The following is a 5,607-nucleotide window of genomic DNA, read 5'->3' as shown; positions in this document are numbered from 1 at the left end:
CTGGTCAAAATTGCAAACAAGTATAAACAGCCGCTGTGGACTGTCTCGACTGGCAAGAATATGGGATATGGCATGGCCGCGCCCGCGACACCGGGGCAGATGGTGCTTGATCTCAAGCGGATGAATCGCATTCTTGAGGTTGACCCCGATCTCGGCACGGCGCTTGTCGAGCCCGGTGTGACCTATCAACAGCTCAAAGATTATCTCGACGAGAATAATCTCCCCTATTGGATAGATGTGCCGACCGTTGGCCCGATTGCGGGGCCGGTCGGCAATACGCTGGACCGCGGTGTTGGCTACACGCCTTATGGCGAGCATTTTATGTTCCAGTGCGGGATGGAAGTGATTTTGCCCGATGGCCGCCTGATGCGGACCGGCATGGGCAGCATCGAAGGGTCGACCGCGTGGCAGGCCTTCAAATGGGGTTACGGCCCCTATGTCGACGGATTGTTTACGCAGTCAAATTTTGGCATCGTCACCAAGATGGGCATGTGGTTGATGCCCAAACCGCCGGTCTTCAAGCCGTTCATGATTCGCCATGCCGAAATGGCGGATGTGTCGAAGATCGTGGAAACGATGCGCCCGCTGCGGGTCTCGAGCCTGATCGCCAATGGCAATCTGATGATGAGCGCGGCCTATCAACTCGCGATGTTCAACCGGCGCAGCGACATCCAGGCCGATCCGGGCACGCTCTCCGAAGAGTCGCTCAAGAAAGCAGCCAAAGCCAATGGACTGGGCATGTGGAACACCTATTTCGCGCTCTACGGCACCGATGGCACGGTCGCCGCAGTCGAGCCGATCATTCGCGCGGCAATCGGTGCGAGCGGCGGCGAAGTGCTGACCGAGGCCGAGATGAGCGGCAACCCGTGGTTCCATCATCACAAGACTTTGATGGAAGGCGGCCTCAATCTCGACGAAATTGGCCTGTTGCGCTGGCGCGGCAATGGCGGTGGCCTCGCCTGGTTCGCACCGGTGGCAGCGGCAAAGGGCAAGGAAACCGAAGGGCAGACCAGGCTCGCGCGTGAAATCCTCGATAAATATGGCTTTGACTATACCGCCGCCTATGTGATCGGCTGGCGCGATCTGCATCATATAATCGCCCTGCTGTTCGACAAGTCGGACCCTGAAGAAGAGAAGAAGGCGGACCTGTGTTACCGCGAGTTGGTCAAGCGGTTCGGCGAAAAGGGATGGGCGAGCTACCGGACAGGCGTCAACACGATGGACCTCGTCGCCGAGCAATATGGGCAGGTCAATCGGGATTTCAATCAGCAGCTCAAGGATGCGATTGACCCCAACCATATTCTTTCCCCCGGCAAGTCGGGGATCAAATAATGCGCGCGGCAGTGATGCAAGGGCTGAACAAGCCACTCGTCATCGAGACGATTGCTGACCCCACACCCGGCGCTGGTGAATTGGTCGTGAAGGTTGGCCGCTGCGGCATTTGCGGGTCTGATCTGCATATGACCGAAGACCCGACCTACGGAAAAGGCGCAGGCGATGTGCTTGGCCATGAGTTTGCGGGCGAAGTGGTGGCGCTGGGCAAGGGCACCGAGGGCGTCGCGATCGGAGATCTGGTCTCGGTGATCCCTCTCGCCAGTTGCGGGACCTGTGCTGCCTGCCGGGCGGGCGAAGTGGCCTATTGTGATCAGTTCGACCTGCAAGGTGGCGGCTATGCCGAATTTGCCATCACCAGACCCAATCAATGCGTGAAGCTTCCGGCATCCGCCAGCCTTGCCGATGGCGCTATCATCGAGCCGCTTGCGGTGGCGCTCCACGGCGTCAACATGTCGGGTTTGAAAGCGGACGACAAGATACTCATTCTTGGTGCAGGTCCTATCGGCCTTGCGGTTGCCTTTTGGGCGCGGCGCAAGGGGGCAACGGATATAGTCATTCAGGACTTGAATGATTTCCAGCAGCTGCGTGCACGCGATATGGGCGCGAGCGGCTTCGTCGTTGATCCGGCAGATCCAGTCGGCGGCGCAGAGCGTGCGCTCGGCGGCAAGGCTGATATCGTCTTTGAATGCGTCGGCGTCCCGGGCTTGATCGAGCAAGCAGTGGGGCAGGTTCGCGCTCGCGGGACAATATTGCTGCTCGGCCTGTGCACAAAGCCCGATACGTTCAACAGTTTCGCCATGCTCAGCAAGGAAGTGCGTCTGGTCACCTCGGCCTTTTTTACCCGGCAGGAATATGAAGAAGCACTTGATGTGCTGAATGCCGGTGCTGCGGAGCCACGGTTGCTGGTTACCGATACGATTTCATTGAATGACACGCCCCAGCGTTTTGAAGCGCTGCGCAAGCGGACGCATGACTGCAAGATTCTGATCGCACCATAGGAATGTCAAAGGGGATTTGAAGTGATGAGATGGATTTTCGCGCTGCTGACCTTGGCGGCTGCGCCAGTGCTCGCGGAACAAAGACCGCTTGAGGTCGAAGTCCTGCAAACGAGCCCCGGTTCGCTCAGCGCCAATATCGCTCTGATCAAGGGCGAGAAGAAAGCGGTTTTGGTGGATGCTCCCTTCACGATGGCCGATGCACATCGGGTCGTTGCCATGATTCTCGATAGTGGCAAGGATCTCGAAACGATCTTTGTCGGTCACGACCATCCGGATCATTTCTTCGCGATGGAGGTGATCACCGATGCGTTCCCAAGTGCAAAGGTCGTTGCCCATCCGGTTGTTGTTGCGGACATCTGGCGCTCGCTGCCCTTCAAGGTAAAACGGTGGGGTCCTGCACTTGGCGTCAATGGCCCGCGGCACCCGACGGCACCCGCTGCGCTGGAGAGTGACACGATCATGCTGGAAGGGCGCGAGATTCGCGTGATTGCGCCGATGCAGGGCGACCATGTCCACGCCACCGCGCTCTGGGTGCCCAGCATCAAGGCGTTGTTCCCGGGCGATCTCGTTTACAACGAAATGCACCTCTGGTTCGGCGAGCATGATCCTGCAGCTATCGAGGCTTGGGGTAAGTCGATCGAGCAGCTTGCCGCGCTTGAGCCGGCCATGGTCGTTGCCGGCCATTCAAAGCCCGGCTCTCCCAATGATGCCTCGGGTCTCGATTATAGCCGCCGATATATTGCCGCCTGGCCAAGGCTGGTTGCCGCTTCGAAAGATTCAGCGGAGCTGCGGGCCAGCGTGCAAAAAGCCTTTCCGAATAGCGTCGACGTGCTTGGCGATTTTCTCCTCGGCAATTCATCACGGGTTGCCAAAGGCGAGCAAGCCGCGTGGCAGGAGTAAGAAATGGCAAAGAGTTCAGATATGCAATTTGATAGAAAAACCGTGCTGATAACGGGTGGAGCAACTGGCATTGGCCGCGCTACTGCGCTGGCCTTTGCACGCGAAGGCGCGGCGGTGATGATTGGCGATGTCGATGACCGCGCGGCAGAAACCGTGTCGCTGATCGAGGCAGCCGGAGGAAAGGCTGCATTCAAGCGCGCCGACGTAGCGGATGCAGCAGCCATGACGGCGCTGGTCAGAGACTGTGTGGCGCGTTTTGGGACTATGGACATGGCATTCAACAATGCCGGTGTCTTGCCTCCACCCTTGCCCTTTCATGAGGTGCCAGAAAGCGACCTCGACCTCATTCTCAATGTTGACCTGAAGGGCGTCTATTTCGCGATGCAGGCAGAGATCCGGCATTTCCTTGAAAATGGCGGCGGAGCGATTGTGAACACCGCTTCGGTTGCGGGCATCGTCGCTGATCCGCAGATGTCGGCCTATGTCGCCGCCAAGCATGGCGTCGTCGGTCTGACCAAGGCAGTCGCTATTGAATATGCACAGCAAGGGATCCGCGTAAATGCCATCGGCCCAGGCTTTGTCGCGACGCCGATGACGCAGGCGTGGCTCGACAGCGAAGAGTTCAAGACTGCCTTTTTCGCCCAGAATATCAGTGGACGCGCGGCCCAGCCTGAAGAAATTGCAGGAACCGTGCTCCATCTGTGTTCCGATGCCGCCAGCTTCATCAACGGATCGCTCTTTGTCATCGACGGCGGCCAGACCGCGCATTGAATAGCTTGTTACGGTGAAATGATTCCCAGCGATTGCCCCTTGGCACGATTGACAAACAGGAAGTGAGATAACGCCCATGACAGACGAAGACCGGCCAAACAGCCCACGATATCAAAGCTGGATTGTGCTGTTACTCAGCCTGAATTTTGGCATATTGTTTTTTGACCGAAACGCGCTCAATTTTCTCATGCCATTCGTTCAACCTGATCTTGGCCTGTCCAACACGCAGGTTGGCATCCTGTCTTCGGCATTGTCACTGACCTGGGCTGTATCGGGTTTCGCTGTCGGTCGCCTGTCCGACCGACTTGGATCTCGCAAGCCGATCATCGTGATTGCAACCGTGGCATTTTGCGCCTGTTCGCTGCTGTCGGGTATCTCGCACAGCTTTCTGATGCTGCTTGGCGCGCGCCTGCTCATGGGGGCGGCGGAAGGCGGCGTTATGCCGATCAGCCATTCGATGATCGTTATTGAAGTTGCACCGGAACGCCGCGGTCTTGCCATGGGTGTCGCGCAAAATCTCGGGTCCAACTTGCTGGGATCCGGTCTGGCACCGATCATATTGGTGCCGATTGCGATCGCGGTGGGCTGGCGTATGGGCTTTTATCTTGCTGCCATTCCCGGCTTGATTACCGCCGCGCTCATCTGGTTCACATTGCGCGAACCGCAAGCAGGAAAGGCTGGCACCAACGAACCCACAGTGACGTTGCAAGAGGCCTTTGCAGAACGGAATGTGTTGCTTTGTGCGCTCATGTCGATCCTGCTCGTATCCTATCTTGTCGTCTGCTGGACGTTCATGCCGCTATTTTTGACCAATATCCGCGGGTTCACCCCGGATATGATGAGCTGGCTGATGGCAACGCTTGGCATCTCGGCGGGCATAGGCAGTTTCGTGGTTCCGGCGATTTCCGATGCGGTTGGGCGCAAGCCGGTTTTCGTGGCGGCCTGTTTGCTGGGCCTTTTCCTGCCTTTGGGTGCGATGTATCTTACCGGATCGATCTGGATATTGGTGCTGGTGTTCTTTTTTGGATGGGCACTCAACGGTATATTCCCATTGTTCATGGCGACCGTGCCAGCCGAGTCGGTTGATCCGCGATTGACGGCGACATTGACCGGGATCGTGATGGGGACAGGCGAAGTGATCGGCGGCGTGCTCAGCCCGTTGGCAGCAGGAGCCGCTGCCGATGTCTACGGGCTGTCGGCGCCGCTCTGGATGATGTTCGGTCTGACTGCGCTGGCGGTAATTTGTGCTCTTGGATTGCGGGAAACGGCGCCAAGAGTGCTGGCGAAGCGAGCGTTGTTGGCTGGAAAGCCAGCCTCTGTCGGATAATTTGCGCGGCTGGCAAATATCTAAAAAATAAGATGGAAAACGAACGAAGATGAAACCAAATCACTCGCTACGTCACCACTGCAATTGTACGACATAAGTGCTGACGGGGAACGGGGAAACGTTGTTCTCAAAACCGCCGGATTTATCTCACAAGCTGATCCGAGAGTCGTTTAGCCTGCTCAGCTCGAAACGAAGCAGCCTGTCCCCCGTCAGCGATCGATAGACAGATTGGGTTATTAAAATAGGAGAATGTTTTGGTATCATCGCAGTGACGTA

At 57.4% G+C, this 5,607-nt stretch carries 5 protein-coding genes; all 5 read left to right on the top strand.

The features are described from left to right. On the top strand, nucleotides 1-1,332 hold a 1,332-nt coding region (locus V7665_RS12855; RefSeq protein ID WP_335664934.1), incomplete at its 5' end, for an FAD-binding oxidoreductase. Then, nucleotides 1,332-2,333 carry an alcohol dehydrogenase catalytic domain-containing protein gene (locus tag V7665_RS12850; protein WP_335664933.1) on the top strand — a complete coding sequence of 334 codons (1,002 nt, stop codon included), beginning with the start codon at nucleotides 1,332-1,334 and terminating at the stop codon, nucleotides 2,331-2,333. The genes V7665_RS12855 and V7665_RS12850, both read left to right, overlap by 1 nt. A 24-nt stretch (nucleotides 2,334-2,357) precedes the next feature. Further along, complete coding sequence (locus V7665_RS12845; protein ID WP_335664932.1) at nucleotides 2,358-3,233, top strand: MBL fold metallo-hydrolase; 876 nt, start codon at nucleotides 2,358-2,360, stop codon at nucleotides 3,231-3,233. A 21-nt stretch (nucleotides 3,234-3,254) separates the two neighbouring features. Further along, a complete protein-coding gene (locus tag V7665_RS12840) occupies nucleotides 3,255-4,004 on the top strand; it encodes an SDR family NAD(P)-dependent oxidoreductase (RefSeq protein WP_335664931.1) in 750 nt (249 codons plus the stop codon). A 76-nt stretch (nucleotides 4,005-4,080) separates the two neighbouring features. Continuing rightward, the gene (locus tag V7665_RS12835; RefSeq protein WP_335664930.1) at nucleotides 4,081-5,331 is read left to right on the top strand and encodes an MFS transporter; all 1,251 of its coding nucleotides are present in this window, start codon (nucleotides 4,081-4,083) and stop codon (nucleotides 5,329-5,331) included. The last annotated feature ends 276 nt before the right edge of the window (nucleotides 5,332-5,607 follow it).

It is taken from the genome of Parasphingorhabdus sp., assembly GCF_036964675.1.
Lineage (GTDB): Bacteria > Pseudomonadota > Alphaproteobacteria > Sphingomonadales > Sphingomonadaceae > Parasphingorhabdus.
This window is presented reverse-complemented; position numbering and strand designations above follow the sequence as displayed.

What these genes read in the sequence shown, in the direction of transcription:
- V7665_RS12850 (WP_335664933.1), top strand. Translation starts at nt 1,332, where the DNA reads ATGCGCGCGGCAGTGATGCAAGGGCTGAACAAGCCACTCGTCATCGAG.
- V7665_RS12845 (WP_335664932.1), top strand. Translation starts at nt 2,358, where the DNA reads ATGAGATGGATTTTCGCGCTGCTGACCTTGGCGGCTGCGCCAGTGCTC.
- V7665_RS12840 (WP_335664931.1), top strand. Translation starts at nt 3,255, where the DNA reads ATGCAATTTGATAGAAAAACCGTGCTGATAACGGGTGGAGCAACTGGC.
- V7665_RS12835 (WP_335664930.1), top strand. Translation starts at nt 4,081, where the DNA reads ATGACAGACGAAGACCGGCCAAACAGCCCACGATATCAAAGCTGGATT.